This is a genomic window from Trabulsiella guamensis ATCC 49490 (assembly GCF_000734965.1).
GTDB classification, from domain to species: Bacteria; Pseudomonadota; Gammaproteobacteria; order Enterobacterales; family Enterobacteriaceae; genus Trabulsiella; species Trabulsiella guamensis.
The window spans coordinates 1-24625 of record NZ_JMTB01000085.1 but is presented as its reverse complement, the minus strand read 5'-3'; the positions used below and the strand labels follow the sequence as shown (position 1 = coordinate 24625).

Genomic DNA, 24625 nt, shown 5'->3' with positions numbered 1-24625 from the left:
CCCTCAATGCATGATTATTCGTAATTAGTGTATTTTTATTCTGTTTTGCGCGCTCGCGCAAGCCTAAAATTTCCCCGGCCCTAAGAAATTTTTGGGTATGTATGCGCAAAACATAAGAATGTTTACCCTTTTCTGGATGACAGCTTATATACGTTTGGTTAAAGTTTTCGGTCAAACTGGACGTTTTATCGTTTAAATTCGTTTGCTTTGCTCGGGAGAAGCATGTCGGGAAGTCAGTCAGCATTAAGCCGCCGCCGCTTATTAAAGGGGGCTGGCGCCATGTGGTTATTAAGCGTGAGTCAACTCGGCCTTGCCGCTGTCAGTCAGGTGGTGGCAGTACGTGTCTGGCCATCGTCCACGTATACGCGTGTGACGGTGGAATCCTCGCAGGTGCTGAAATATCGTCAGTTTGCCCTGAGTAACCCTGAGCGCGTGGTGGTGGATATCGAAGGAGTCAATCTGAACTCGGTGCTGAAAGGCATGGGGGCGCAGATTCGTGCTGACGATCCGTACATTAAATCCGCCCGCGTGGGTCAGTTTGATCCGCAAACAGTGCGGATGGTGTTTGAGCTCAAGCAGAACGTTAAACCGCAGTTGTTCGCCCTGGCGCCGGTTGCCGGATTTAAAGAACGTCTGGTGATGGATCTGTATCCGGCCAATGCGCAGGATATCCAGGATCCGCTGCTGGCGCTGCTCGAAGATTACAATAAGGGCGATCTGGAAAAACAGGTGCCGCCCGCGCAGAGTGGTCCGCAGCCAGGCAAAGCGGGGCGCGATCGCCCGATTGTCATCATGCTCGATCCCGGTCACGGCGGGGAAGATTCCGGTGCGGTGGGGAAATACCGTACCCGCGAAAAAGACGTGGTGTTGCAGATTGCCCGCCGCCTTCGTGCGCTCATCGAGAAAGAGGGCAATATGAAGGTGTTTATGACCCGCAACGAGGATATCTTTATTCCGCTGAAGGTGCGTGTGGCGAAGGCGCAGAAGCAACGGGCCGACCTGTTTGTCTCCATTCACGCAGATGCGTTCACCAGCCGCCAGCCGAGCGGTTCGTCGGTGTTTGCGCTCTCTACCAAAGGTGCGACCAGTACCGCAGCAAAATACCTGGCGGAAACACAGAACGCCTCGGATCTCATTGGTGGCGTGAGTAAGAGTGGTGATCGTTATGTCGATCATACGATGTTTGATATGGTGCAGTCGCTGACCATCTCTGATAGCCTGAAATTTGGTAAGGCGGTACTGCAGAAACTCGGGAAGATCAACGATCTGCACAAAAATCAGGTGGAGCAGGCGGGCTTTGCGGTGCTGAAAGCGCCGGACATCCCGTCGATTCTGGTTGAGACGGCGTTCATCAGTAATATCGAAGAAGAGCGCAAGCTGAAAACCGCCACTTTCCAGCAGCAGGTGGCTGAGTCGATTCTGGCGGGGATTAAAGCTTATTTCGCCGATGGCGCGACACTGGCAAGACGCGGGTAACACTGTGGCGCCGAAAGGCGCTATTTTTTTGCCGGAGCAGAAACAAAAAAACACCCCTCAGGGTGTTCGTTGTATCTGGAGCATTGCGATTAAAATGTTGGTTGCGGGGGCCTCTGTAAACTTCAACAGACAACCCACTGAAACACAAGAAGATCTCGCGGATAGTTCTACAGCCATCAACTGAATTGTACACTCATCTTTTAGGAAAGGTCAATCCCTGAGCCATTTCCCCGTCAGTTCACGCAAACAGAACACTGTGATTCTGACTTAAACCATACTGTAAATGTGGACTCCCACTTAATCTCATGTTTTTTTTTATTAGTTATTGTATTTAAAATCGATGTTTATTTCTGATTTTTCAACATCTAGTGTAGCTATACAACCATGCCAGAATGGTTTTTCCTGTGATTTAAAATTATCTATAAAGTATTGTCTAAGTAATATTAATAACTCTCTTAACCTTTGAACTGTCAGTCCGTCACTAGGTAAAAACAAATTTTTCTCATCATTTTCATTAATATAGTCATAATTAAAACGACAACTATCTCCTTCTTCAGACAGGTCTGCATTCATTACTATTAACTTTGCGCCATCAGGTGCAGAGTTATACAGTAACTGACCAATTTCTCTGTATATTTCGTCATCTAAACTCATTTTTTTCCTCTAGGAGCATTGTCAATGTTTATGCGTGTTGGGCTACCATTATCCACAGAATAAGTCACATTAAAGCTGCTTGGGCGCTTGCTGTTATCACTATAAACAGGCTGTATCTGTACATCGACCTGCTTTCCTGCTTTAAGATCTTTAGCCCAACTATTTTCTAACTGTTTCCAAACACCTTTGTTCAGATTACCATCCATAGGTATCCCTGTCGCGGATGATTATGGTGCCGTTACTGATGGCTGACGACGTGGTGCTGCTGCTCTCTTCTGCATGACCGGTACCGATGGCCGGGACCACGTTGCGGTTTTCACCACTTCCGCTGCCGCCCATACTGCCCGAAATCGCCACGGTATAGCTGTCACCGGAGGTTTTGCTTTCGTTGTGAATATTGGTCCAGCCCAGCGTTCCCGTATCCAGTTTGTTTTTGTCGTCCGTTGCCGTGGACGCAATCACCGTGCCATCAAGCTGGGTATGGTTTCAGACCGTGATATCAAAGCCGCCACTTCCGGCGAAAATCTCCCTGTGGAGTATTACTATGCAGGGACTGGCGAGGGTGATGGCACAGGAGAACCCGACATTCCCCACGTATTTTGAACCCGGCAGGCTGCGTTACCCGACGCTGGAGCATAATCTGTTTAACCAGCGGATACGACTGGTGCTTGAGGCCCAAGGCGGCAGTCACTGGTGCCACAGCGACCGGGGCGCATTCGCGTCATGATTTCGCGCTGTCCGGCACCGTCCCGATGGCATCATTACACTCAGTAACGGGGCGATTGCCGCCGTGGAAGCAGAGCGCAACATGAAAACCCGCGCCCGATATATCAGCATCATCAGCAGCCATCTGGCGGCCATTGATACAGGCTACTGGCATTACGTGCTTTATGTCACGCCGGATAATTCATCCTTCACCTCACTGACACGCCTGTTTGACGGCATCAGAATGGTGACCAGAAAAAACGTACTGGTGCCGTTTGTCGGACAGAGCCGGACACGTTTTTTATTACGCGCCCTGGCAGCGCTGAAACAGCCGGTGTCTGAAAGTGAGTAATGGCATTCCGTCTGCCTGTCCTCGTGCCCGCCGTTGTACCCTGCTGCGCATTGTGACAGCCCTGCTCGCGAAGTCTGATCCGGTAGGCGTGGGGCGACGTGCTCCCTTCGCCTTTCTCAGTTCCCGGCTGTTCGGGTGATGTGCCGCCTGTCAGCCCCGTGCCGTCGCCTCCATACGCTTCGCGCATAAACCACGGTTACTCACTGACCTCCTTCATGGTAATACGCAAGAGCGACATCAGATAGCGATACGCTTTTGATGCGGCACTGGCGGCGCGGAAGATATAACGTTTGTCATCGCACGGTTTTTTCAGCCATAATGCAATGTAGATTGCGTGCTGTACGTCGCCACTGATAAGGGGAGTTGATTTTTTGGTTTTGTCATGTCCTTGCTCCGGTCCTGTTTTATACTCAGAAGTCCTTTCTCGCCTGCGTCTTTGTAGACATTGACCAAGTGCCGGACAACGGTTTCAGTTGAGATATTAAACCATGCGGTGGCTTTGCGCATCGAAAGTTCTTCAGCGGCAACGATCCAGAAGACAGCCATACAGAACGTCGCAGAATGTCGGTCATTTTTCAAAATAATGCCCTCAATGTTGTGTAATTGCCAAGCTCTGCCCCTGCGACGAACGGACGTTCTTTCAACATCAAACTGTTCTGCGGTTCGTTATGTTCTGTCATTACTGACTGAAAACAGCCAGTCTTGTTTCGAAGGGATACTTTGGTTTTTCCATAAAACTGCACCTTACTTAGTTAGATGCACCAACTTTTTTGGTGCAGTCCAAACTCTTGCCTTTTATTGCATACTTAGACATGAAGCGTTATACATATCCCTGATGATAAATCAATTTTAATACTGAGCTTACCATCAATGGCATGTACATAACGTTTTAGTGTTTTTATCTTCAGAGCCTCACCGCGTTTCTCAATTGCGACTATCCCGGACTGAGTTATTCCCATGGCGTCAGCGACATTTTTCTGTGAAAGTCCTGTTTTCTTTCGTATGAATTGCAACCCTTTTTTATACGTCATTTCATTATTCATTTTTATCACCTGTCCATTACATCTTTCCTGACTATGCTGCCGTACAGTCTGAATTGATGGAATCTCATGCATAACTTTTGCTGTGTAACAAACAATTTACAAACTAAGCGTAGCTGCATTCACGGGATAAACCAAAACGTTGAAACTAAAAAACCGGAAAAGGCATCCGGTTTTTGTGGTTATTGCGTGGCAATCCTTATAAAAATAAATTATAATGAATACGTTAACTTATTGATATTGAAGTTGATTAATGGTTTTATCGGATCAGCATCACAAAACATAAATTTCGTTATCATTAACGACAGGCTTCATAAGTGATTATCCTGTTATAGTCATACAAATAAGATTATTTCACTGATGGCATCACGTGAGCTTCTAGTAAATGCTGGGCATGCTGGTCGCTGTTATCCGGCTTGATAGCCTGTAGTGGGGTCTGAAGCCCAATCGTACGAAAACGTACGCTAAGTACATTTTTTAACCACAACAAGGTTGCGCCGGGATCCCTGAAGTTTCCAGCCTGCGATTTCTTAATGATCTTTCGGAACCTCAAAAACGCCATCAGCAATCCCCTGTGCCAGTCGTTCCATCCATTTCGCAAAGCGATAATATCCGGGATATTGCTGGCAGATGTAGTCCATCTGGACTTTTGAGGCATTGTTCATTACCCGCTTAAAGGCATCCATATAGTCATAACAGCCTTGCAATAACTGAGCGTCACCATTCTCTGTCAACGGAAACCGGCAGGCATAATCATGAACTATTTTTGACAGCTGTTGCTGTTTTGCGGTCAGGTCAATCATTTTATCCTCGTCAGAGTGTTCGGGTTGGGGATTGTCCACGGTAATATCCTGCATAAGGAATGTTTTGATGCAGGTAACGGCAGTAAAGAACCTTGCACTATAACGAATGGCATCCGCATAGTGCGCTGGGTTATCGCTCGCTACGGGAAAATCTGCGGTGGCGTACCAGTAATGATGTTATGGACGCCCCTTACTGAGGTAGTCAGTGCCATACTTTTACTGACTGCATTAATCCGGGAGTAACATCACATGAACACGATCAGAGTTGTTGGTATCGATATTGCCAAATCTGTTTTTCAGGTCTGCGTCTGGATGGATGATGGCTCCGTCGCATGGAATAAAAAAATCTCACGATCCAAATTGCAGGATACCGTTCGACAATTTGAGCCCGGAACACTTCTCGCCATGGAGGCTTGTTCAACCTCTCATTTCTGGGGAAGAACGTTCAGTGCGATGGGATATTCCGTGAGGCTGATTCCTGCACAACATGTGAAAGCCTTTGTCCGCAGCCAGAAGAACGATGCCAACGATGCGCTGGCAATTTGTGAAACCGCACTCCGCCCCGGTATTCATTTTGTTTCGGTTAAAACCACGGAACAACAGGATATCAAGGCGCTTCGAAACACACGTCAACTGATGGTTGAGCAGAGAACGGCGCTGGCCAACCAGCTTCGTTCTCTGCTCGCTGAATATGGTGTTACTATACCCGTCGGGATCCAGTACCTACAGCAACAGCTGCCTGAGGTGATTGAAGATGCCTCAAACAACCTGACCTTCACTCTTCGCCATTTGCTCTCTTCATTGCGGGCAAATATGCAGGCGCTGAATGAACTGGTCGCCAGCCTGGACAGTGAAATTGCAGCGTTGTCATCACAACAGACCGTGTACCGTCATTTATTAACAATCCCGGGCGTAGGCCCCCTGATTGCTGCGGCGTTTATCAGCGAAGTTGATGCTACTCAATTCTCGAGTGGGCGAGAATTATCGGCGTGGTGTGGCCTGGTTCCTCGTCAGTACAGTTCGGGCGGAAAACAACGGCTGTCTTCTGTGACGAAAAATGGCAACCGGAGCCTGAGAACGCTCATTATCCATGGTGCCCGGTCAGTAATGCGATGTGTAAAAAAGCGTGATGACAATCTGGGGCGATGGTTGCAAAAACTTGAAGCCCGCCGTGGATTTCTGAAAGCAACGGTCGCACTGGCAAATAAACTGCCCCGAATTATCTGGCGCGTACTAACTGACTCGGTTGATTTTAATATGAATAAGGCATTTTCTATGGTTTAACCCAATATGAGACTGACAGTAAAAATGTACCACTGAGTTTGCAGGCACTGATGAGAAAACGGCTACCGTCCCTGTAACAGCCTGAACTTAACCTGGGTAATCAAATACCGGAGTAATGATTAGGAAGCAGGGTTCGGATGACATCATGGCGCAGGTCATTGAACCTACTGACGACGCCGGATATATGGTCGCAAACCGCATCGAACCAGTACTTGCATCACCCGGGGCGTCCATATATGGGTTAAGTGATAACAAGTGTCTGGAAATATAGTGGCCAATCCACAAATCCAGCGCTTACGTCAGCAATTTTCTAGAACAATAGTCACTAAATACTAAATAACTTGCAACAATACTTGCATACATAAGCCATAAATATAGATAAAAATTTCGCCTTATGGGAAATTAAAGATAAATATTTTTATTTATAAGTATTAAAGTGATGTTTTTTTTGTGTCTGCCGATAAATGTACTACCGTTTCTTAATGGACAACAAGTAATAAAATGAAATTTATGGAAATAAAAATGACAATCACTCACCGTCTTTTGTTCACTTATTCACTACTATCTGCTGCACTTATCGGAATGGCTATCTTAGCTATCGCCATTGTCAGTGGGTTCCAGACTCGTTTCCAGTATGTACAAAACAATACGCTTCCCTCCATATTGAACATAGGAAGAATGATTGATGAGAGTAACTCATTAATGATCTTGTTTTATCCACACAAGAACTCAACTGACTTATCCTGGACGAAAGAAATCGAAACAAATGCTTATGACCTTATTCACAACATAAAGTCTATGAGTCAAGATTACTTAAAAAATAATATCTCTGATGAGAAAGACCGTCAGATGACTGAGATTGCTCTAACTAAACTACAAAAGATTGAGACAGAATTACCTGTTTTTTTTGAGAAATATCGGAGCGGAAATGTGGATGCTGCCTTGAAGGCTACTCAAGGTCGTAATAGTATTGGTGAAGTTACACGTCAGCTTATTGATGTCTATCATGAACAGCTTCAACTCAATGTCGACATAGGTAACAGACTCGATAAGGAGAATGACAAGACTTTCAAATTAATATTATGGTATCTGATAGGTGGTTCTTCTGCGTCTATCCTGATACTCGGCTTCTTTACAATTAAAACTATATTTTCAATCCGTCAGCAATTGAATAATATGCGCCAGACTATGGAAACTGCCAGCGAGAATCTTGACCTAACTCTTCGACTAGATGATTCAAATATGGATGAAATCGGTTTTATGGCTAAAGCTTTTAACCATTTAGTCGAGAGTGTCTCAATATCTCTTGAAAAAGTAGAATTGTCGACCCAGTCGGTCACTCTGGCATCAACACAGATTTCAGCTGGAAATGAGGATCTGTCATCTCGTACTGAAGAACAGGCTACATCATTAGAAGAAACAGTAGCTAGCATGTCTGAATTAAGCGAAACAGTTCGCCAAACAGCCGAAAATACAGTGTTTGCTAGTCAATTAGCGAAAAATGCCAGTGAAATCTCAGAAGATAGTGCTGACCGCGTTCGCACTATGCTTGCTACTATGGGTGATATAAGAGAAAGTTCTGAGAAAATTACGAACATTATCGCAATAATTGAAGGGATAGCTTTCCAGACTAATATCCTTGCACTCAATGCGTCTGTTGAGGCAGCCCGTGCTGGTGAGCAAGGGCGTGGTTTTGCTGTTGTGGCTAGTGAAGTTCGGAACTTGGCTCAGCGTTCATCATCATCAGCGCGTGAAATCAAGGCACTTATTGAATCCTCCATAAATTTTGTCACAACGGGTTTTGCACAAGTTGAAGGTGTCAGTAACAACATAGTTCAGGTGAATGATGTTGTACGGCAGGTTAAAGAACTTGTTGATTCGATTTCTGTGGCTGCGAGTGAACAGTCTCAAGGGATCAGGCATATCCATCAGGCGGTAAGCCAAATGGATGATGTTACTCAGCAGAATGCAGCACTGGTCGAGGAGGTTGCATCAGCATCACGTTCGTTGATGGAGCAGGCAACTACTCTCAATAAACTTGTTAAAACTTTTACTCTAGCTGTTCCTTCATAGTCTAACGAAACAAATTTTACAGGGATAAAAATTGTGATAGATAAAATAGTTTCAAACTATTAGCTAATTATTTATATGTCGTTATATAAAATTTTCATAAATATTTGATAGTAGATTAGCCCTTTGAATCTACAGTAATGAGCAGCAGGTGGCATCGCTCCGTCTCTGTTCGGCTGCATCCGGCTGCCAGACCGTGCCGGCGCATCACGCCCCGCTCTGGCAGCAGGTCAGTCAGGTGGAACATCGTCCGTTGAGTGTGTATGAGGAGCTGTTGTGATGTATGAACTGGAGACACTGCTGGGTCGTCTGAAAATGGAACACCTAGCCTACCACGATGAAAGCCTGCTGGAGCAGGCGGCCAAAAAAGAGCTGAACTACCGGGAGTTCCTGTGCATCGCGCTGCAGCAGGAATAGAACGGGAGGCATCAGCGCGGTATGGAGTCCCGCCTGAAACAGGCCGGTTTCCCGTGGGTCAAAACGCTGGAGCAGTTCGAGTTCGGCTTCCAACCAGATATCGATCGTAAGGTCGTCCAGGAGCTGGCTGGACTGGCCTTCGTGGAGCGTAGCGAGAGCGTGAGCCTGCTGGGGCCGACCGGTGTGCGTAAACAGTTGCTCTCTGGGTAAAAGCGACGGACGCTGGTCACCGGGGGCTGTTCATGCCACTGGATAAGCTGATCGCCACACTAATGAAGGCAAAGCAGGAAAACTAGCTGGAAAAACAACTACAGCAGCTTGGTTACGCCTTGGTGTTGATACTGGATGAGATAGGATATCTGCCGATGTCCCGTGAGGAAGCCAGTCTGTTCTTCCGGTTGCTGAACCGTAGATATGAGAAAGCGAGCATCTTCCTGACGTCAAATAAGGGGGGCGCCGACTGGGGAGAGATGTTCGGCGAAAACGTGCTGGCAACGGCAATCCTGGAGCGGCCGCTACACCACTCAACCACACTGAACATCAAAGGAGAAAGCTACCTGTTAAAGGAAAAACGCAAAGCCGGAGTGCTGGCAAAAAACGCCACACCAATCAGTGATGATGAAATGGCGGAAAGCGGACAACATTAATGACCAATAGGGCCCCCTGTGTCAGCATAGTTGTCGCCTCAATTTTTTAAGGAGATAACAATGCCAAGACAACCAATACCAATTGAGCTCAAAGAGAAAGGACTGATATGGCTTTTGCCACCATACTGCTGGTCACATCGTCAGATAACCGCGAGGCCCTCGCAATAGAAATCGATCTGAATATCCCGGCACAACGGGTGGTCCGGGTGCTGGACAGGATCGTGGCAAACCGGGGTTATCCGCTGAAACTGCGGATGGACAACGGCCCGGAACTCATCTCGCTGACGCTGGCGCAATGGGCAGAAGAGCATGGTGTGGCACTGGAATTTATTAAACCAGGCAAACCAACACAGAATGCGTTTATCGAACGTTTTAACCGGACCTACCGGACAGAAATACTGGATTTTTACCTGCTCAGGACACTGAATGAAGCACGGGAAATAACAGAGCGCTGGCTGATGGAATATAACAGTGAGCGGCCTCATGAATCCCTGAATAACCTGACGCCGAAAGAGTACCGGCTGATGGCTGAAAAACCGGAAATCTCAAAAAGTGCGTGGAACTAAAACGGGTGTGCTTACATCTCCAACTCCATCGTCTTCTTACCGAGAAGGCGCTGAAGTTCACGAACCTGCTTAAGTGCCACAGTCAGTTCCGAGGCAGGAACAACGTCTTCCCCGGCCTCAACAGCAGTGAGGTTGCCTTCCTAGTATTGTTTTTTCTATTTGAACAGCAGGCTGGGCTGCATACCATGCAGACGGGCAACGTGAGAGACGGTCATTCCCGGCTCCATCGTCTGCTGGATAATAGCGATCTTTTCCTGCGGAGTCTTACGTTTACGGAGCTCCTGCCTCAACAGTATTCCGGTCATCTCAAAATTAGGACTAGTGTTAGACATATATCCAAGCCTATCTCTTATTTTAAGATACATCTACTGTCTGGTGTTTTAGGGGGCTACACAAGGTGACCATTTTAATGGTCGCCTGGTACCTGTTTGATATACTTCGACTAAATCATCGTTTACCATTTCTAGTAACAAAACTCTCGCCTTATAAATACTGATATCCATAGCATTGGCTAACTGTCTAGTTGAAGGCCATTCAGTTTTATCATGAGCACAATTCTCAGCATGAGCAAAATGTTGGAGTAAAATTTGTAATAGTAGTTGTTGCTGTTGTTGTTTTGCTAACTTTTTGTTACATGAGCTTATAGACACATCTACTCCAGCTTAATAGCAAAATTCAGTCATAAAATTGAGATTAAAAAAGTATTTCGTGAAAAATAATTCAAAATAAATATGTCATATAATAGGTCTATCGGTATTTGTCATAGGTGTATGTCTATAATACTGGCTGACCTAGTGTAATTGATAATCATTTTAGTCTAATTTTATTTTTTTGCAATATCTGCATCAGTGATTATTTGATAATTATAAATATACGACATGTTCATCATAATGAATGCTATTTTACGATGTATTTTTCTTTGCATATCAATGATAATTAATAACAATCGGAATAATATTCTTTTTTATAGATATTTTCGATGCATATATTCATATTTTTTTTGTTTTGTGGCATTGTATACTTAGTTACGTGGGGGAGCGTTTTTAAACATTACCAATGTGAAACGTAAATGTGTCTGTAACTGTATTTGTATATGCCTATTTATTGATAGTTTTGATGATAGACAACAGCTGTTTTTATTAGCCATGTGAAATAATTTATAATGTTATAAACACATAGACATAAGGAACTATTATGATTAAGTTTACAGCAATTATTTCAAAATGCCAGTACAGTTCTTTTGGATTGTTACATTTACTAAAGAAAACACATGATAATGAGAGGGTTGTTTTATTTAGTGAGATAGATGAATTGTATGAGTGGCGAAAAAGAGTTGTAGGGGAAGTCTTGTTTAAAGTATACATGATAATACCAAGCGCTATGCGTGAGAATAACTACTTATATAATCAATTAAAAGCCTGTGAATCTCTAAAAGAAGAATGCTTTACCGAAAAAATTATTCTTAATGCTGATAAAGCACTATCAAAACAATACAAGCATATGTGCTCGAAATTCGGATGGTTGCCTATTGATATATATAGTAAAAAATGTGCAGAAATAGCAAAATCAATCAATTGTTGTTAAGTTGTAAATAATTACACAATATATCAAGCAGCAAAGAGTTGATATAATTTGAATTGATGATTTTAAATTATTACTCCTACATGCATAAACAATTTTTAAGGGCTATATATGTTATGCGTGTGATGTACTCATAGGCCAATCAGTCATATAAATGACATATATCAGTAAAGAATATTTCATCAAAATATAATAAAGAAAAAATTTTTCAGATTATAATTAATATCAAATGTAATCAAAAGGAGTATTAAAATGGTGGGAATTTCAACTCTTGGTGTTGGTTCAGGGCTGGATTTAAATGGTATTTTAGAAAAAATAGATAAGGCTGAAAGAAAATCACTTGAACCAATATCTAAACAGCAAGCTATAAACACAGCTAAATTATCAGCATATGGGACTCTGCGAACGTCATTTCAGGCATTTTTGGCAGCGAATGAGAAACTTGTTAGTTCTGATATTTATACTTCTACAAAAGCATCAGCAATATCTTCATCTATAAGCGTTGATGCAGGTGCAGATGCTATCCCAGGCAAATACATAGTCAATGTACTTCAGCTGGCAGAGCCTCAGACATTGACCAGTATAGTCAAAAAAGATATTCAGGCTTTGAATGGTAACAATGCAATACAGAGAACACTAAAATTTATATGTGGTGATGGCAATGAAAAAAAAATTGTTATAAATAAAGATCAGACCTCGCTGACTGCTATACGTGATGCAATAAATAAGTCTGATTGCAATTTCAGTGCTAATTTAATTAAAGTATCAGAAAATGGTTTTAGACTATCGCTGACTGCAAAGAAAACAGGTGTTGAAAATGCATTAAAAAGTATAGAGGTCGTCGGTGACGATTTATTGAACCAATTTATTGGTTTTAACTCTAATGGACAGCAAAGTGGAATGGTTCAGAGCATTGTTGCTCAAAATGCAAAATTTACTGTCAATAATGTCGATATAGAGAATAGTAGTAATACTATTAAAAATGCGATTGAGGGGGTAACGCTAACGTTAAACGAACAATCTGGTCAGAATCATACCATTACTGTAACTCGCGATAATGATAGAACTTGTTCTGCTATAGAAGAGTGGGTAGATGCATATAATTCACTCCAAGATTCAATTGCCTCTCTTACAAGGTATAACCCTGTTGCACCCGGGAAAATGCAGGATAGTAATAATGGAGTGCTTTTTGGTGATGGAACATTACGTATTATTCATTCTCAACTCATGAATATAATTACAACTGGTTCAGGTTCTTCTGTTTACAAATCACTCAGTCAAGTTGGAATCTCACTTATCCCTGACAATGGTAAACTTCAGCTCGACACAAAAAAACTAAATAATATTATCACTGATAAACATGATGAAATAAAATATGTTTTCGCTGGAAATTCTATAGCATCAGGAATAGCTACTACTCTTACTGGAAAGCTGACTAATGCACTAAGTAATGAAGGCATTTTACAAAGTGCAACTGAGAGTATCAATAAAAAAATAAATACACTAAATGAACAATACACTAATGCTAATAAAAAAATTGATGATGACATTGCCAGATATAAATCACAATTCATAAGACTAGATAAAATGTTAAGTAAAATGAATGGTACAAGCTCTTTTCTGATGATGCAACTAAATAATTTTAAAAAATAAAGTTATAAAATAATGAAGGGCAACTTTGCCCTTCATTAGAATCAACATATCTTGCTAGATATCTATTATGTAATTTCCAATATCTCTGGAAAGTGGATATGATGTGTTGCATATTGCGACGTGATCGATCACTTGTTCGCATGGAACATCGTTCAGTGATTCGCGGCGTTTTTCAAGGTGGTTGTCGCCTGATGTAATAAAATTACATTATGCCGCCTCTTTTTCTGGATTCAGATAGACTTCTGATATGTAGTCCCAGTTACGTAGATGCTTGCTCCAACGTTCAGGATGCTGCTCGCGTGCTTGTTGGTATACCGATTGTCTGGCTGCCAGTATTTTCATATCATTACCTTGATAGCGCTCGGCTGGCGTGACGTATTTGATCCCACTGTGCTTATGTTCAAGGTTGTACCAACTTACAAAACGGTTTACCCATGCTCTGGCATCATCAATAGTGCGAAAGCCATTCTCAGGCCACCAGGGACAATATTTGAGTGTCCGGATCCGAGTATGGATTATCATTGCTGACCCTTGGCCGGGAATAAGAACTAGCACACCGAGTGCATACATTTTCGCCAACAACGTATAGCTGCGCATTGGGCCCCCGTTGTCAGAATGGAGTACCAGATTGCTGGATGAGCATTTTTCATTCCATACTGCCCGCTGGAGTAGTTCTGCTGCATGTTTTCCGGATTCGCTAGTAAATACCTCAGCAGCAATAATTTTGCGACTGTAAATATCGACGATCATATAGAAGTAAAAATTCCGGCTTTGTAACCATCCCCGTAAACCGGCCCATTCACTTTTAGAGATCTTCCGACATACTGATTATGTCCCCGGAGGAGATCGCCATGCGTAAAGCCCGATTCACCGAACACCAGATCATCGCTGTGATTAAGTCGGTTGAGGCCGGACGAACCGTTAAAGATGTCTGCCGGGAGGCCGGTATCTCTGTAAGCGATCAGTGAGTGCCGTATTGACGGCTATTAATTGGTGAGATCCACGTTCCATGGCAGCAGTTCGGCCACTTTGTTGCTGGGCCACTCCGGCAGTACGCTCAGGATATGGCGAAGGTAAGCCTCCGGATCGATTCCATTGAGCCTGCACGTACCGATCAGTCCGTACAGCAGTGCTCCACGCTCACCTCCGTGATCGCTTCCGAAGAAGATATAATTTTTTTGCCAAGACAGACGGCTCGTAGCGCGCGTTCTGCGGCATTGTTATCAGCTTCAGCAAGACCGTCATCGCAGTAGTAGCACAGGGCATCCCACTGGTTCATGGCATAAGCGAACGCCTCGCCCAGCCGGGATTTTTTCGACAGAGTGGCGCTTTTCTCCACCAACCAGTCATGCAGCGATGTCAGCAGCGGCTTACTTCGGGAGCGCCTGGCTGCCAGCCGCTGAGATGCCGTGAGGCCGCGTATTTCTTCTTCTATCGCGTACAGCTCACCGATACGTTTCAGGGCCTCTTCTGCTGTCGCTGTTTGCGTGCTTATATAGACGTCATGGATTTTTCTGCGCGCGTGGGCCCAGCATGCGGCTTCTGTCAGCGGCCCTCCTTCACGTTCCAGACTGAACAACCGATCATAACCTGCGAAGGCGTCCGCCTGCAGCACACCATGATAGTGGCGAAGATGCTGCTGAGGATGTTTCCCCTGTCTGTCTGGCGAGAAGGCGAACCACGCCGCTGGCGGATCTGACGATCCAGCGCTCCGGTCATCGCGAACATACGTCCAGATCCGCCCGGTTTTCGTCTTCTTTCTGCCCGGTGCCAGCACCGGAACAGGTGTGTCGTCAGTGTGCAGTTTGCGGCAGTCCATCACGTATTGGTAAAGGGCTTCATCCAGCGGGGCCATTAACCGGCAGCAGGCAACCGGGTCAGCGAACTGCTACCCTAGCACGTAACCCTGCCAACTGAATAACACATCCCCGACAATACGGTTCTCGCTGTACGCTTACAAAAAAACCGGGTTTCCCCGGTTTCATTGTTTTGCATACGGGATTTTCCCGTATCATGTGCCGCTTAGTGGCTTGCAACGTTATAAACGTCAGCAACGGCTTCGAAGTTTGGACCATGCTCAGTAGCGGCCACTACACGGTAGTACATACCGCCTTTCTCGTCAGCGCGTTTTGATAACTCATCATGCAGATCCATCGGCGAAGAAATTACCCCCTGCGTCTGAGATACCGTTATCGTGGCAATTTTTACAAGTTTAAAATGGTCAACTTCGGCATTAGAAACCTGCTCTGCGGCAAGAGCGCTGAAAGAAAAAGCAGATATAAACAGTGGTATCACTGCAAAAGAAAGTTTTTTCATTGGAGTATGCTCATTAAGTTGAAACGAGGTGCTTTACTTACGGATCTTAATGCTACTCCATGCTGCGGCATCTTCAATACCCCTGCAAAAAATAGGAATTGTCCTGTGTCGTTGGTGATAATTGCCATCAGAAATCAATTTCATCCGGTGGCGGCTGGTCATAATCTTCCGGCGGCTGGCTGCGTTTCCTGCCCGGTTGTGCCGTTCTGGCGCTTATCACACTGTCAGCCAGTATCTGATAACCCTGCTGCCTTGAACCATCCTTAGCCGTCCAGTGACTCATCTGCATATTACCCGCCACGCTGATAATGTCGCCTTTAACGTGCTTTGTCAGCGCCTCAGCCTGTTTACCAAATGCCAGTACGCAAAGCCAGAATGTCGCCTGTCCATCCTCAGCAGAATTACAGGGCAGTGGTACAGCCAGCCACGCCATTGCCATGTCAGAACCTTATTTTGTTACCCTGGTATTCGGATCTTCCACCAGCCGCCCGTAAGCTGATATTTGTGCTGTCATGATGCCTCGATAAATGTGTGCGTGTGAAAAGTTTTGCTATATGTTGTCTACCTCTCTACCTGATTGTCTCCAGCCCTTGCGCCACAAGGCTTTGAGAGGGTGGATACAGGAACTGCCGGGGATTTTTCTTGCCACCCCCACCACCTATCATTAACCCGTACTCCTGCACCAAAAATTCCAGAAACTCGCAAAAAGCTATCACCGGATTTGTTGCCCGCTTTATCTCAAGCGCTTCATCGCTGTCACGCTGATCTTTCAGAAGCTTCCTTGCTTTTTCCGGATCCGTAAAATTCTCCAGCAGACGACAAATAACTACCGGGATTTCGCCAGCAATCTTCTCTGACAAATCAGGATCTCTTTCGTCTTCACGTACCGGGTTATTAAACTGGAATATGACCCTGCGCCGTGCAACTCCACCAGCCCGATCAGTGAATATCATCGGCGTGTTGTTGGTCGCAATCACCACAGCCCGCACCACTGTGGTATAGCGCTTTTCATATTTTTGGTTATCGGCGGCCTGTCGCAACCACTTATGAAAATTCGATGCCTGATCGTGAAGATTTTCGACAGGAACTGGGGCTGTATACTCAATGCCGTTGTGATGGGTAATCCAGTTCCCTGGCTGGTGTGGCGTAAACTCACCAGTTTCCATGTCATAAACACCATTAGCGAACGGGATAAGAGAACGGCGCTGATCAGACATAACCGGCATCACAAGTTTTAACGCCTCAATCACGTTATTAATAGTACGCCTGGCGAAATCAGCTCGGTTCTCGTTATAAATCGCCACCATTTTGCGGCTAAACTCCATCACCGTGACTTCTTCCCATATGCCGGAACGGTACACAAAAACAGCTTCACTTTCGGGATGAATGGCGATCCCCTCATACCGTGATGCCAGCAGCCTGGCTTTTTCACTGTCTGCCATTTGTAAAAGTGATGATTTGGCGGCGTGTACACGCTTTTTCTTCTCAGAACGAGGTGCAAGAGGAAAGACACGGTTGATCCATATCGTGTCGGTCAGTATGGCTTTAACGGCATCATCACCGATGATTTCAGCCACCAGCGCCACACGGTTTTTCTTTTGCTGTTTCTCATCCGTCAGAATCAACCCGGCCTCGCAAAGATGCGCATAGGTGACACCATTACCGATATCTGTGGGATAGCACCTTCACTTTCAGACAGATACCACCCCAGCACGTCTTTTTTGCCTTTGGCGTTCAGAGCCAGTACGGTATACACCGCCTTGATCACATAGCGCCCATCATCACGGATTTTGTAGTGGATGGCATCCAGCCAGACGAAAGGATACACCGGTTCCAGCGGACGCTGCTGCCAATGTTTCAGTTCGGGGATGACCTTGTCGGTGACGGCGCTGCTAGTGGCTGTGGAAACGCTGAAGGCGTACAGGTCTTCGATTTCATGGCTGATGTCGGCGTAACTCATGCCCAGCGCGAACAGGCGAATAATCTTCTGCTCGATCTCGTCTGACAGCGTGGTCTGGTGCTCTTTCACCAGTTGCGGTTCGAAGGTGCCGTTGCGGTCGCGCAGCGTGGCGAGTTCGAAACTGCCGGTCGGCGATTTAATGGTCTTTTTGCTGGAGCCATTTTTACGATTATCTTCAACATCCGCAGCCAGATGAGGGGCAAGTTCGGCAGCCATGGCCGCTTCGGTTAACTGTTTGATTAATGGATTTAAGATACCATCTTTGCCAGTCAGCGCCTGTCCGGATTGGAACGCTTTCAGCGCTTTGTCGAAATCGAATGGTTGGGACATGCGTCATTCCTTTTTTGGGTATATTACTGGAATGACACAGAATTTCTAACGCTCTTTAATGTTTTTGTCAAACACACAAACCTCTCAATGCTGCCTTTCTCTATGACCTTGACAAACTATCTCCAGACCATCAATGTTAACTGTTCTTTTTTCTGACATGGTTTGCCAACAACGATCACAAACTAAGCTAATTAGCTGATATATATTTTTTAACTCTCATGAATAAGATTAATTGACAAATAAAAGGGACGTTTCCATGTCAAAAAACATCGATTTATTTACTCATCTAACGTCTGAAATTTTTGCATTGCTATGGGAAAACTTTCCTGTTCCACAAGTAATCACATATGCAAAATTCAATGCTGACATATCTCCTGACTATCTCGATAAATCTGAACCAACTGTAAAGCAATCACGTTATGAGATTCGTAAAGTTGTGGATGGCACATTTTCCTTCCTTATGGGAAATGGATACATACAGTACGAAACCGATAGAATGACGTTATTCAGAAATGTCCGACTAACTGAAAAATCGCTTACTATACTGACCAGCATTCCAGAAAACTCAGGCAACAATGAAACAATTGGCGACAACATAATTCGCGCAGTAAAAGCAGGAAAGTCAGAAAACATCGCAAATACTCTCGCATTTATCTTGACTTCTGACCTTCGCCATTCATGACTTCACCCCCATCAACTCAACCATGTCGGGGTCTATCTGGTTGATGATCCGCTCCCGTGCATCAGTGAGGATTTTCTTGCGGCCACCTGCTCCCCATTTGTTCGTCACCATTGCACAGGCGCTAAGCTCAGCGGTGAAGTGCTGTACCGGTTGGTGGGGCAAGGCAAGAAGCTGTTTCGCTGGCGACTGTCCGAAGGTAACCATTACCTGAGGACGGAAACCAGAAACACGTATACATCGCGCTACACTGAAGTGGCAATGGCGTTCGCCAGCGTTTAAATGGAGAGCCGGATGCGCTGAAAGGTGCACGTCCGGTTCGGAGAGGAGAGGCAGGGAAATAGTCCGACTACGCCCTGCCTCTTACTCTACTCAGGCCCCACGAAGGCTGGCTGTATCTTGCCGTGGTTGTTGATCTGTTCTCACGCAAAATTATCGGCTGGTCAATGCAATCCCGGATGACAAAGGACATTGTCCTGAACGCAATGCTGATGGCTGTATGGCGGCGTAATCCGCAAAAACCGGTACTGGTTCACTCGGACCAGGGCAGTCAGTACACAAGCTATGAGTGGCAGTCGTTCCTGAAATCACACAGCCTGGAAGGGAGTATGAGCCGTCGCGGTCACTGTCACGATAACGCGGTTGCAGAAAGCTTTTTCCAGTTACTGAAACGCGAGCGGATAAAGAAAAAGATCTACGGAACGCGGGAAGAAGCCCGCAGCGATATTTTTGATTACATCGAAATGTTTTATAACAGTAAGCGTCGGCATGGTTCGAGCAGTCAGATGTCACCGGCAGAATATGAAAACCAGTATTATCAACGGCTCGGAAGTGTCTAGATTATTCGTGGCTATTCAGCCAATCCATCCAGCCATTTTACACATGTCACCATTTTTGTACACTCCACTCTTTGGTCCCAGTCATACGAATCAAGTTTTTACTATTGCATTTGCATTAATTAATATGATAATTATAAATAATGATATACATTATGGAGGATAATCAAAAATGGATAACAAGATCACACTTCATAACAACCTGCAAACTATACGAAAAAAAATGAATCTTTCACAGGCACAAGTTGCTGATTCTATGGGGATAACCCAAGCTGCAATTGTGGCGATCGAACGGAGAGGTATGTCAATAAAACTGGAAACACTAAAACGCTATGTTGACGCTATTGGCTGTAAACTAAATCTTAACATTGAGATGCCATCAGGAATGTATATCAATCTGGATGTTTAGGTATATATAGAAATGGCCAGAATTTTTACAAACAACGCTGGCCTTATCACTTACTGGATTGGCCACTATGGCGTAGCCACCTTGACCTACCACCAGTATTAAGCTGTGACCCTAGCCCAAAATCAATTGGCGCAGCCCCCTTGTAAACACACCTGTTTTAGTTCCACGTATTTTTTGAGAGTTCCTATTTTTTAGCTATCAGCCAGTATTCCTCCGACGTCAGGTTATTCAGGGATTTATGAGGAGTAAGCGTCTTCCTGGTACCATCTGGTGAATTTCTGACACATTCGACATAGTATCCACCACCAAATTAATAGTGGGTACCAAAATGTCAGATATGCAGAAAAGTGTTACACCGGGCAGACCTAAATGTTGTCTCAATTATTCACCTGAATTTAAACAACGGATCATCGAGGCATCATTCCAGCCGGGTGTTTCAATCTCCAGACTCGCGCTGGGTAATGGCATTAACGCCAATCTGCTGTTTAAGTGGCGCCAGAAATGGCGTCAGGGTGCCATCAGAACCCGACGGAATGCCTCAACTAATTCCCGTTCAGCTTGATGCTGAACCCGCCACAGCTCCCGCACCGACAATCCGGACGCCAGCATCGTCAGCAAAGCCCGAAACACTCAACATCTCCTGCGAGGTTATCTGCGGTGCGTATCCTGTGGTAGTGCTTCTTCAGAAACCGCAGTTCAGTCGTTGTCCAGCGTTCACCTTCGTTTGGCGCTCTCCGCGCTCTTCCGTTTTTCCTGCTGTCCATTTGCTCCCCATTGCCTGAATCAGACATCCCGTCACAGTGTGATGTGATTGTCTTTTTATATTACAGGATTTTTGAGCGCGCAATCGTTCGCCGGACTGGCAAACAGGTCAGGAGCAAGGATTCATAATGACATTAAATAACCATGTCATTATGAAAGGAGTCGCCTTTATCAATGGTATTACCATAAAATAGCTTTTGCACTCGTTTCTTTACTGTGTTGACTTTTGAATTGTTTTTTTGTGGCTGTTTTCGGTCTTCCGTCAGAGACGTATATAACGTTGAAACAGCAGTGATATAGACAATAAAAGATAAAGTAAGTTTTTATATGTGCAAATTTATAACTCATATCTTGATAAGAAACAATAAATGATTATTACAAATAAAATAACAATTGAAAAAACAAAGGAGTAGTGTGATTATTTTTTTACTTTTAACCGATGAGAATGGAGTTATCGTTGTCTGATTTTAATGAGAAAGTTTTATTTGCTGCGGAATATATGAGGATGTCTACCGATCATCAGCAATATTCACTTGATAATCAAGCTGGCTACATACGTGAATATGCTATAAAGCATGGGATAAACATAATCCATTCATACAGTGATGAGGGAAAAAGCGGGCTTAATTTATCAGGAAGACCTGGGCTTAAAAAATTGATTGATGATGTTATGAGTAAAAGAATAATAATATCCTGCATACTGGTTTATGATGTCAGCCGCTTCGGGCGTTTTCAGGATACAGATGAAGCAGCTTATTATGCTTATTTACTGAAAAAAAATGGAGTAAGGATAATCTACTGCGCCGAGCATTTCTCTGAGGAACATCCGGAAATGTTCACATTTGGTCTGGCGTTATCCAGACATGGCGCTGCGAGTTTTAGCCGTAATCAGTCAGAAAAAGTTTTTTTAGGGCAAGTAAACCTTATCAGGAAAGGCTACCATCAGGGAGGGGCTCCGGGGTATGGACTGCGACGTTTACTGATTGATGAGCATCATAAAGAAAAGGGGATTTTATTATCAGGGCAGAGGAAAAGCATACAGACTGATCGTGTCATACTGACTCCAGGCCCTGAACAAGAGATAGCCATTGTCAATCAGATCTTTGACATGTTTATTCATGAAGGGAAGCCAGAGCTGGTTATAGCATCTGAGCTTAACAGAAATAATATTGTAGCTGAGAATAATAGAGAGTGGACAAGAGGGAAAATACATCAGATACTGACCAATGAGAAATATATCGGGAACAGTGTATATAATAAAACATCATTTAAACTGAAGCGGGAGTATGTAAGAAATCCGGAGGCTGAATGGATTCGCTTTGATGGGGCATATAAAGCCATTGTCCCTAAGGAGAAATTTGACAGAGCAAGGGAAATAATTAGCTCACGTTCTGTGTTTATTTCAGAGGATGAACTACTTGAAAAACTACATTCGCTTTTACTAAAAAAAGGCAGGCTTTCTGGTGTCATCATCGATGAAGAAGAGATGTTACCTTCAAGCAGTATTTATCGCGCAAGATTTGGGAGTTTGTTACGTGTTTACTCATTAATTGGCTATAACCCAAAAACAGATTATTCATGGATGGATACAGAGAAATACCTGAAGGGGCTTAATTCTGAAATAACTAAAACTGTCATTCATAATATTTATCTTTCGGATGGCTGGGTGAGTGATTCATCCGAAAGTGGCTTTCTGAAAGTTAATGATGAATTTACTCTGTCCCTTCAGTCTGTCCGTTGTCAGAGAACATCCCCGACAAGTCTGAGATGGAGGATCAGATTCAGTCATATAGTTTCACCTGATATCAGTATTGCTGTCAGGATGGACAGCCTGAACAAGTCAATGGTTGATTATTATATATTTCCCTCCGTTGATCTGCTTTGCAGAAATTTACTTCTGAAAGAACAAAATAATTTATGCTTTGAATTATATCGATTCGATACACTTCAGCCGCTTTATCAACTGATCAAAAGAATGTCCATACCGGAGAAAAAATGATATCCAGAGAGAAGATACAATCTATTGAAATATGTAAAATTCTTGTCGCAAATCCAAGAGAAAGGGATGAATTTATACATAATGAAATAAAAGAAAATATTTACCAGATAGGACTTAAACGTCCGATAACGGTGCGCAGGATCTGCCATGAAGAATTCGAATATGCGTTGATTTGCGGTCAGGGCAGACTTGAAGCCTTCCGGCAATATGGTGAGTCACATATTCCCGCTATTGTAAAGGAAGTGGATGAAGAAACAGGGCATCTCATGAGCCTTGCTGAAAATATTGCCAGAAGATCACCCAGGGCGACTGAATTACTGGAGAGCGTCAGACAATTAAAGAATCAGGGGCTCAGTGACCGGAGTATAGGGGAATGTCTTGGATATTCAACAAACTGGGTAAATAATATCACCCATCTTCTGGGTAAAGGTGAGTGCAAATTGCTGACTGCATTTGAAGCCGGACATATACCGCTTTATCTTGCCGTTGAGATATCAAGATCTGATGATAATGAAATACAAAATGCGCTGACAGAAGCATTAATGAGCGGGAAAATAAAAGGAAGGCAGATAAATATTATCAAACGAATTATTGAAAGGAGAAAGCAGGGGGCTAAAGGTTCTTTTAATAACGTGTTTGTGAGAAATTCAAAGCAGAAAAGATATACCGCAGAGGAGTTGGCTGAGCTCTTTCAGAAAAATGCGAGTGAGCATAAAGATATTCAGCTTAAGGCTAAATATGTCAGGGAGGCATTATTGGTTGCAAAAGAAATATTTAAAAAACTACTTCTTAATGAAGATTTTTGCGTACTGCTACGGCGCAATAATATTACCGATATACCTGAAATTCTAACCGATCAGATAAAAACAGGAGGTAATCATCATGATTAAACAATGTTTCGAGCCATATTTTCAGCTTTTCCCAATAGACCAGCTTGTTTGTTCCAGACCTCTTCCTGTAAATATCAGGATGAGTAGTAAATACAAACAAATAATGACATCGGTTTCAGAGATTGGTCTGATTGAACCCGTTGTTATCTTTATAGAAAATGATGTTCATAAGATCCTGGACGGGCATCTGAGAATCGAAGTACTGAAGGATTTGAATATTACCCATGCTCATTGTCTGATCTCACCGGTAAATGAAGCTTACACATATAATAAACGTGTTAATCGCTTAACCATATTGCAGGAACAAAAAATGTTGCGAAAGGCCGTTGAATCTGGTGTTTCAACAGATAAACTTTGCGCTGTACTTGGCGTGTCGCCTGGTATTATAAACACCAGACTACATATATCAGATGGTATTGCAAAAGAAGTTATTGCTCTGCTGGCGGAAAAAAATGTCGCTCAGAACATTTTTGATATACTCAGGAAAATGAAGCATTATAAACAAACTGAATGCGTGACGACCATGATATCTTTAAATAACTTTACTAAAAAGTTTGCACTTTCGCTGTTGCACAGTATGTCACCGGAGCATCTGGTTACTAAAAATAAGGACGAATCAAATAAGGATTTGGTTAAAACACTTGCCAGACTTGAAAAAGAAATGGCTGCACTGCAGGTTGAAACACAAAACATCCAGCATGAGTATGGTGAAAATAATATCAGGCTGATTATAGTGAAATCATATATTATTAAGTTATTCAGGAACAGTGAGATTATGCACTGGCTTTATGATTACAATGTTGAGTTTTTTGATTTATTAAAGAAGGTTTCTGGTATAGATGACTTAAACAACATCACCTCATCCTCCGGATTATAATGATGAGATTATATTTGCAATATTGATTATTGTTCAACCTTGCTGGTTATATGTATCCCCCTTAAATGGGAGGGGGATATCAGAGTAATGAAATACCCCACTGGTAAACGTCATGAAAACATAAATAGTCAGTTCGCATTAAAACAGTTTTGAATAAAAAATATATTCCGTTCTGAATGATTGCACACTTGCACTGGTCATGAGATTTATCAAAAAATGGTGTCAGCGTCGCGTCGCGTCGATCACGATCACGATGACTGAACCGCACCGAATGACTCCCCGTACAGGATGTGAAGAGATGCCTGCCTGTGCTGAAAGG

21 protein-coding genes and 14 pseudogenes are annotated in these 24625 nt (G+C 43.8%); 20 read left to right on the top strand and 15 right to left on the bottom strand.

All coding sequences use genetic code 11. The annotated features are described in order from the left end of the window. The first annotated feature begins 222 nt into the window (after positions 1-222). Complete coding sequence (gene amiC / locus GTGU_RS13200; RefSeq protein WP_038157793.1) at positions 223-1476, top strand: N-acetylmuramoyl-L-alanine amidase AmiC; 1254 nt, start codon at positions 223-225, stop codon at positions 1474-1476. Positions 1477-1794: 318 nt separating this feature from the next. Here amiC and GTGU_RS13190 read toward each other — a convergent pair whose 3' ends face one another. From GTGU_RS13190 to GTGU_RS27050, 3 genes and pseudogenes are all read right to left on the bottom strand, one after another. Beyond that, entirely contained in the window at positions 1795-2130 is a 336-nt protein-coding gene (locus tag GTGU_RS13190) for an immunity protein YezG family protein (RefSeq protein WP_038157791.1), read from the bottom strand. Next, on the bottom strand, positions 2127-2336 hold the full coding sequence (locus GTGU_RS13185; RefSeq protein ID WP_051857348.1) for a DNA/RNA non-specific endonuclease: 210 nt from the start codon (positions 2334-2336) through the stop codon (positions 2127-2129). The genes GTGU_RS13190 and GTGU_RS13185 overlap by 4 nt, the downstream gene beginning before the upstream one ends. 171 nt (positions 2337-2507) lie before the next feature. Then, positions 2508-2655 (bottom strand): annotated as a pseudogene (locus GTGU_RS27050) (hemagglutinin repeat-containing protein); the annotation flags it as partial. A gap of 19 nt (positions 2656-2674) precedes the next feature. Here GTGU_RS27050 and GTGU_RS26665 point away from each other — a divergent pair. The 3 genes from GTGU_RS26665 (at position 2675) to GTGU_RS25770 (ending at position 3326) form a co-directional block, all read left to right on the top strand. After that, positions 2675-2857 (top strand): hypothetical protein, encoded by a 183-nt coding sequence (locus GTGU_RS26665; RefSeq protein WP_051857347.1) that lies wholly within the window; start codon positions 2675-2677, stop codon positions 2855-2857. A gap of 81 nt (positions 2858-2938) precedes the next feature. Further along, positions 2939-3187 (top strand): hypothetical protein, encoded by a 249-nt coding sequence (locus GTGU_RS26660; protein ID WP_051857346.1) that lies wholly within the window; start codon positions 2939-2941, stop codon positions 3185-3187. Beyond that, entirely contained in the window at positions 3180-3326 is a 147-nt protein-coding gene (locus tag GTGU_RS25770) for a hypothetical protein (protein ID WP_156964155.1), read from the top strand. The genes GTGU_RS26660 and GTGU_RS25770 overlap by 8 nt, the downstream gene beginning before the upstream one ends. A gap of 57 nt (positions 3327-3383) precedes the next feature. Here GTGU_RS25770 and GTGU_RS26655 read toward each other — a convergent pair. The 4 genes and pseudogenes from GTGU_RS26655 to GTGU_RS13155 all read right to left on the bottom strand — a co-directional run. After that, positions 3384-3542 (bottom strand): annotated as a pseudogene (locus GTGU_RS26655) (hypothetical protein); the annotation flags it as partial. Further along, the gene (locus GTGU_RS25390; protein WP_084222788.1) at positions 3497-3733 is read right to left on the bottom strand and encodes a hypothetical protein; all 237 of its coding nucleotides are present in this window, start codon (positions 3731-3733) and stop codon (positions 3497-3499) included. The gene GTGU_RS25390 and the pseudogene GTGU_RS26655, both read right to left, overlap by 46 nt. 260 nt (positions 3734-3993) lie before the next feature. Next, a complete protein-coding gene (locus GTGU_RS13165) occupies positions 3994-4230 on the bottom strand; it encodes a helix-turn-helix domain-containing protein (protein ID WP_051857345.1) in 237 nt (78 codons plus the stop codon). Positions 4231-4757: 527 nt separating this feature from the next. After that, positions 4758-5030 carry a hypothetical protein gene (locus GTGU_RS13155; RefSeq protein WP_038158001.1) on the bottom strand — a complete coding sequence of 91 codons (273 nt, stop codon included), beginning with the start codon at positions 5028-5030 and terminating at the stop codon, positions 4758-4760. 249 nt (positions 5031-5279) lie between these two features. Between GTGU_RS13155 and GTGU_RS13150 the strand changes: the two genes are divergently transcribed. From GTGU_RS13150 to GTGU_RS13125, 5 genes and pseudogenes are all read left to right on the top strand, one after another. Next, positions 5280-6314, top strand: a complete 1035-nt coding sequence (locus GTGU_RS13150; RefSeq protein ID WP_038157782.1) for an IS110 family RNA-guided transposase — start codon at positions 5280-5282, stop codon at positions 6312-6314. A gap of 522 nt (positions 6315-6836) precedes the next feature. After that, positions 6837-8387, top strand: a complete 1551-nt coding sequence (locus tag GTGU_RS13145; RefSeq protein ID WP_051857344.1) for a methyl-accepting chemotaxis protein — start codon at positions 6837-6839, stop codon at positions 8385-8387. Between the two features lie 127 nt (positions 8388-8514). Further along, positions 8515-8664 (top strand): annotated as a pseudogene (locus GTGU_RS25765) (IS21 family transposase); the annotation flags it as partial. After that, a pseudogene (istB, locus tag GTGU_RS25755) lies at positions 8664-9448 on the top strand (IS21-like element helper ATPase IstB). The pseudogenes GTGU_RS25765 and istB, both read left to right, overlap by 1 nt. A 146-nt stretch (positions 9449-9594) precedes the next feature. Continuing rightward, positions 9595-10014: pseudogene (locus GTGU_RS13125) on the top strand (integrase core domain-containing protein); the annotation flags it as partial. Between the two features lie 14 nt (positions 10015-10028). Here the strand turns inward: GTGU_RS13125 and GTGU_RS24700 are convergent. Both GTGU_RS24700 and GTGU_RS25750 read right to left on the bottom strand, forming a co-directional pair. Continuing rightward, positions 10029-10319 (bottom strand): annotated as a pseudogene (locus tag GTGU_RS24700) (transposase); the annotation flags it as partial. 75 nt (positions 10320-10394) lie between these two features. Then, a complete protein-coding gene (locus tag GTGU_RS25750) occupies positions 10395-10664 on the bottom strand; it encodes a hypothetical protein (RefSeq protein WP_156964151.1) in 270 nt (89 codons plus the stop codon). A 544-nt stretch (positions 10665-11208) separates the two neighbouring features. Here GTGU_RS25750 and GTGU_RS13115 point away from each other — a divergent pair. Together GTGU_RS13115 and fliD are read left to right on the top strand one after the other, a co-directional pair. After that, a complete protein-coding gene (locus GTGU_RS13115) occupies positions 11209-11598 on the top strand; it encodes a hypothetical protein (protein ID WP_038157772.1) in 390 nt (129 codons plus the stop codon). A gap of 249 nt (positions 11599-11847) precedes the next feature. Next, positions 11848-13248 (top strand): flagellar filament capping protein FliD, encoded by a 1401-nt coding sequence (fliD, locus tag GTGU_RS13110; RefSeq protein WP_038157770.1) that lies wholly within the window; start codon positions 11848-11850, stop codon positions 13246-13248. Positions 13249-13455: 207 nt separating this feature from the next. Here the strand turns inward: fliD and GTGU_RS24690 are convergent. Next, positions 13456-14016, bottom strand: a pseudogene (locus GTGU_RS24690) (transposase); the annotation flags it as partial. A gap of 83 nt (positions 14017-14099) precedes the next feature. Here GTGU_RS24690 and GTGU_RS13100 point away from each other — a divergent pair. Then, positions 14100-14201, top strand: a pseudogene (locus GTGU_RS13100) (transposase); the annotation flags it as partial. Between the two features lie 33 nt (positions 14202-14234). On the opposite strand, the pseudogene tnpC reads toward GTGU_RS13100, so the two are convergent. The 5 genes and pseudogenes from tnpC to GTGU_RS13075 all read right to left on the bottom strand — a co-directional run. Next, positions 14235-15118, bottom strand: a pseudogene (tnpC, locus tag GTGU_RS13095) (IS66 family transposase); the annotation flags it as partial. Positions 15119-15270: 152 nt separating this feature from the next. Next, positions 15271-15564 carry a YdgH/BhsA/McbA-like domain containing protein gene (locus GTGU_RS13090; RefSeq protein WP_038157767.1) on the bottom strand — a complete coding sequence of 98 codons (294 nt, stop codon included), beginning with the start codon at positions 15562-15564 and terminating at the stop codon, positions 15271-15273. A 127-nt stretch (positions 15565-15691) separates the two neighbouring features. Next, positions 15692-16078, bottom strand: a pseudogene (locus GTGU_RS13085) (single-stranded DNA-binding protein). A 103-nt stretch (positions 16079-16181) separates the two neighbouring features. Beyond that, positions 16182-17024 (bottom strand): annotated as a pseudogene (locus GTGU_RS13080) (hypothetical protein); the annotation flags it as partial. Between the two features lie 197 nt (positions 17025-17221). Then, positions 17222-17854: pseudogene (locus tag GTGU_RS13075) on the bottom strand (IS256 family transposase); the annotation flags it as partial. 256 nt (positions 17855-18110) lie between these two features. Here GTGU_RS13075 and GTGU_RS13070 point away from each other — a divergent pair. The 8 genes and pseudogenes from GTGU_RS13070 (at position 18111) to GTGU_RS13040 (ending at position 24306) form a co-directional block, all read left to right on the top strand. Continuing rightward, positions 18111-18536, top strand: a complete 426-nt coding sequence (locus GTGU_RS13070; RefSeq protein ID WP_038157762.1) for a hypothetical protein — start codon at positions 18111-18113, stop codon at positions 18534-18536. Between the two features lie 123 nt (positions 18537-18659). Continuing rightward, positions 18660-18815: pseudogene (locus GTGU_RS26365) on the top strand (group II intron reverse transcriptase/maturase); the annotation flags it as partial. A gap of 80 nt (positions 18816-18895) precedes the next feature. After that, positions 18896-19372 (top strand): annotated as a pseudogene (locus GTGU_RS13060) (IS3 family transposase); the annotation flags it as partial. A 169-nt stretch (positions 19373-19541) separates the two neighbouring features. Further along, entirely contained in the window at positions 19542-19778 is a 237-nt protein-coding gene (locus GTGU_RS13055; RefSeq protein WP_072011982.1) for a helix-turn-helix domain-containing protein, read from the top strand. 328 nt (positions 19779-20106) lie between these two features. Continuing rightward, positions 20107-20340, top strand: coding sequence for a transposase (locus GTGU_RS27045; protein WP_072011981.1), 234 nt, complete (start codon positions 20107-20109; stop codon positions 20338-20340). 645 nt (positions 20341-20985) lie between these two features. Next, the gene (locus GTGU_RS13050) at positions 20986-22539 is read left to right on the top strand and encodes a recombinase family protein (protein ID WP_038157987.1); all 1554 of its coding nucleotides are present in this window, start codon (positions 20986-20988) and stop codon (positions 22537-22539) included. Then, positions 22536-23429, top strand: a complete 894-nt coding sequence (locus GTGU_RS13045; RefSeq protein ID WP_038157759.1) for a ParB/RepB/Spo0J family partition protein — start codon at positions 22536-22538, stop codon at positions 23427-23429. Before GTGU_RS13050 ends, GTGU_RS13045 begins: the two co-directional genes overlap by 4 nt. Next, entirely contained in the window at positions 23422-24306 is an 885-nt protein-coding gene (locus GTGU_RS13040) for a plasmid partitioning protein RepB C-terminal domain-containing protein (RefSeq protein WP_038157758.1), read from the top strand. Before GTGU_RS13045 ends, GTGU_RS13040 begins: the two co-directional genes overlap by 8 nt. The last annotated feature ends 319 nt before the right edge of the window (positions 24307-24625 follow it).

What these genes read in the sequence shown, in the direction of transcription:
- amiC (WP_038157793.1), top strand. Translation starts at nt 223, where the DNA reads ATGTCGGGAAGTCAGTCAGCATTAAGCCGCCGCCGCTTATTAAAGGGG.
- GTGU_RS13190 (WP_038157791.1), bottom strand. Translation starts at nt 2,130, where the DNA reads ATGAGTTTAGATGACGAAATATACAGAGAAATTGGTCAGTTACTGTAT.
- GTGU_RS13185 (WP_051857348.1), bottom strand. Translation starts at nt 2,336, where the DNA reads ATGGATGGTAATCTGAACAAAGGTGTTTGGAAACAGTTAGAAAATAGT.
- GTGU_RS26665 (WP_051857347.1), top strand. Translation starts at nt 2,675, where the DNA reads ATGCAGGGACTGGCGAGGGTGATGGCACAGGAGAACCCGACATTCCCC.
- GTGU_RS26660 (WP_051857346.1), top strand. Translation starts at nt 2,939, where the DNA reads ATGAAAACCCGCGCCCGATATATCAGCATCATCAGCAGCCATCTGGCG.
- GTGU_RS25390 (WP_084222788.1), bottom strand. Translation starts at nt 3,733, where the DNA reads ATGGCTGTCTTCTGGATCGTTGCCGCTGAAGAACTTTCGATGCGCAAA.
- GTGU_RS13165 (WP_051857345.1), bottom strand. Translation starts at nt 4,230, where the DNA reads ATGAATAATGAAATGACGTATAAAAAAGGGTTGCAATTCATACGAAAG.
- GTGU_RS13155 (WP_038158001.1), bottom strand. Translation starts at nt 5,030, where the DNA reads ATGATTGACCTGACCGCAAAACAGCAACAGCTGTCAAAAATAGTTCAT.
- GTGU_RS13150 (WP_038157782.1), top strand. Translation starts at nt 5,280, where the DNA reads ATGAACACGATCAGAGTTGTTGGTATCGATATTGCCAAATCTGTTTTT.
- GTGU_RS13145 (WP_051857344.1), top strand. Translation starts at nt 6,837, where the DNA reads ATGACAATCACTCACCGTCTTTTGTTCACTTATTCACTACTATCTGCT.
- GTGU_RS13115 (WP_038157772.1), top strand. Translation starts at nt 11,209, where the DNA reads ATGATTAAGTTTACAGCAATTATTTCAAAATGCCAGTACAGTTCTTTT.
- fliD (WP_038157770.1), top strand. Translation starts at nt 11,848, where the DNA reads ATGGTGGGAATTTCAACTCTTGGTGTTGGTTCAGGGCTGGATTTAAAT.
- GTGU_RS13090 (WP_038157767.1), bottom strand. Translation starts at nt 15,564, where the DNA reads ATGAAAAAACTTTCTTTTGCAGTGATACCACTGTTTATATCTGCTTTT.
- GTGU_RS13070 (WP_038157762.1), top strand. Translation starts at nt 18,111, where the DNA reads ATGTCAAAAAACATCGATTTATTTACTCATCTAACGTCTGAAATTTTT.
- GTGU_RS13055 (WP_072011982.1), top strand. Translation starts at nt 19,542, where the DNA reads ATGGATAACAAGATCACACTTCATAACAACCTGCAAACTATACGAAAA.
- GTGU_RS27045 (WP_072011981.1), top strand. Translation starts at nt 20,107, where the DNA reads ATGTCAGATATGCAGAAAAGTGTTACACCGGGCAGACCTAAATGTTGT.
- GTGU_RS13050 (WP_038157987.1), top strand. Translation starts at nt 20,986, where the DNA reads ATGGAGTTATCGTTGTCTGATTTTAATGAGAAAGTTTTATTTGCTGCG.
- GTGU_RS13045 (WP_038157759.1), top strand. Translation starts at nt 22,536, where the DNA reads ATGATATCCAGAGAGAAGATACAATCTATTGAAATATGTAAAATTCTT.
- GTGU_RS13040 (WP_038157758.1), top strand. Translation starts at nt 23,422, where the DNA reads ATGATTAAACAATGTTTCGAGCCATATTTTCAGCTTTTCCCAATAGAC.